We start from the raw sequence: 2,615 nt of genomic DNA on the forward strand, positions 1-2,615 counted from the left end.
ACGAGACGGTCGCGAGCAACGTCGCGCTGATCGCCGCGCCCACCGTGAGCTTCGTTCCCGGGTGGAACCGCGCCTCGGCGCTCAACGACGGCACCGAGCTCACGCCCGACGGCCACGGCTCGGTGTGGGGCACCTACAGCGACTTCGTCGCGCAGCACTGGGCGCAGTACGACTGGGAGTGGCCGGTCACGGTCGACCGGTCCGCGGTGTGGTTCTGGAACGACGTCGCGAGCGCCGGCAACGTGCAGAACCCCGCCGCGTGGCACCTGGAGTACCGGGACGCCTCGGGACAGTTCCAGCCCGTGAGCACCACGACGTACCCGATCGCGACGGGCGCGGGCGCGATCCTCGGTCCGAACGAGGTCACGTTCACGCCGGTCACGACGACCGCGCTGCGCCTGGTCCTCGACGCGGAGGTCCGCGGCGACCCCGACCCGTACTACGCGGTCGCGTCCACCGAGTGGCAGGTGTGGGGCACGGGCGGCACCGAGCCCGAGGTCCCCGTGGACCCGAACGCCCCGATCGCGGTCGAGGACGTCGCGGTGCGCACGCTCGTCGGCCAGGTGCCGACCCTGCCCGACGAGGTCTGGGTGCTGCCCGAGAACGGCCCGCTGGCCTACGTCGACGCGACGTGGGACCCCGTCCCGGCCGACGCGGTCGACGAGCTCGGCACGGCCCTCGTGGAGGGCGCCGCGGGCGACACGGAGCTCGCCGCGACCGTCCACGTCGTCGCCGACCTCGCCTCGCCGGTCGAGGAGGTCGACCACACGACCACGGTCACCACGCCAGGCGTGGCACCCGTGTGCGCGCGCTCCGTGACGGCGTGGCACGCGGACGGCAGCGCGGCGTCCACGACGCCCGTGACCTGGGACGCGGTCGACCCGGCGGACTACGCCGAGGCCGAGTCGCTGTTCGCGGTCGAGGGCGTCGTGGGGGGCTTCGCGCCGCGCGTGGAGTGCACCGTGTGGGTCGTCGCCCCGGCGTCCGACGACGAGGGCCCCGGCGTCGCGGTCGACGTCGACTCCGCGCCCGCGTCGTCGGGCTGGTACACCGCGTCGCCGCAGGTGAGCGTGCGCGTGGTCGAGGGCGGTGCGCCCGTCGAGTCCGTCGAGGTGCGCATCGGCTCCGGCGACTGGCAGCCGTACACCGAGCCGGTCACGGTCGAGGCGGAGGGCACGGTCGCGGTCGCGGCACGCGCCACCGACAGCGAGGACCGCACGGGCGAGGCGACGCGCACGCTCAAGGTCGACACGCGGGCACCCGTCACCGAGGTCGCCCACGCGCTCGGCGCGACGTCCGCGACGTTCACGCTCACGCCGACGGACCCCGAGCCCGGCTCGGGCCTCGCCCGGACCCTGTTCTCGTACGGGCCGAGCGCCGACCCGGAGTCGAGCGAGAACGTCATGTGGGCCACGTACGAGGAGCCGTTCGGCGTCTCGCTCGACCAGGACGCCACCGTGTACGTGCACGTCCGCTCGCAGGACCTCGCCGGTCACCAGGAGCAGACACGCACGACCGAGCTCGCACCTGTGGCGCCCGTGGTCGTGACGCCCGTCGCGCCGGTGCTGACCGCACCGCGGTGCGTCGAGGGTGAGGTCATCGACGGCTCGATCGCCGTGCCGTCGGTGCCAGGCGTCGTCTACACGGTCGACGGCCAGACGGTGAGCGGTGCGATCCCGATCGCCGCGGGCGCCACCGTGCGCGTCGAGGCGCGCCCCGCCACCGGGTACGCGTTCGCCGGCGAGGCACAGGTGGTCGAGTACCTGCTCACCGCGACGACGCCCGACTGCACGCCCGACCCGCGCGAGGTCGAGCCCGGCACCGTGACGGTCGCGGGTCAGGCGCGCGTGGACCAGCGGCTGACCGCCACGGCGGCCGGCTGGGGTCCGCCGGGGGTGCGCCTGAGCTACCAGTGGTACGCGAGCGGCAAGGCCGTCGCGGGCGCCACGGCGCGCACGCTCGTCGTCGCCCCGGCGCACGTCGGCAAGCGTCTGGCGGTGCGCGTGACCGGGTCCGGGGACGGTCTCGTCTCGCGGTCGCTGCTCTCGGGCCAGACCGCGGTGGTGGTCAAGGCGACGTTCGTCGCGCCGAGGCCGACCATCGCCGGGACCGTGGCGGTCGGGAAGACCGTGACCGCGCGGACGGGCACGTGGAAGCCCGTCGCGACGCTCACGTACCGCTGGTACGCCGACGGCAAGCCGATCAGCGGGGCGACGAAGTCGACGCTGCGGCTGTCGAAGGCGCTCGCGGGCAAGAGGCTGACGGTCCGCGTGACCGGCAGCCGCCCCGGGTACGTCACGGCGTCGGTCGTCTCGGCCGCGCGCACCTGGCGGCTGCAGTCGTCGACGCCACGGATCACCGGAACTCCGGCCGTGGGGCGGACGCTGCGGGCCCTGCCGGGCACGTGGACGGCGGGGACCCGGCTGACCTACCAGTGGAAGGTCGACGGAGTCGCGATCAAGGGCGCCACCGGCCAGAGCTACAAGGTACGAGCGGCCGACCGGGGCGACCGGATCACGGTCAGCGTCACCGGCACGAAGAAGGGATACACGACGGCGACCCGCACGTCGCCGGGGGTGCGCATCCGCTGATGCGCCCGGAGCCGACCGCCCCCC

1 pseudogene is annotated in these 2,615 nt (G+C 74.6%); it reads left to right on the forward strand.

The annotated features are described in order from the left end of the window. Positions 1 to 2,591, forward strand: a pseudogene (locus tag CWIS_RS12550) (Ig-like domain-containing protein); the annotation flags it as partial. Positions 2,592 to 2,615: the final 24 nt, after the last annotated feature.

Source organism: Cellulomonas sp. A375-1 (assembly GCF_001040865.1).
Lineage (GTDB): Bacteria > Actinomycetota > Actinomycetes > Actinomycetales > Cellulomonadaceae > Cellulomonas > Cellulomonas gelida.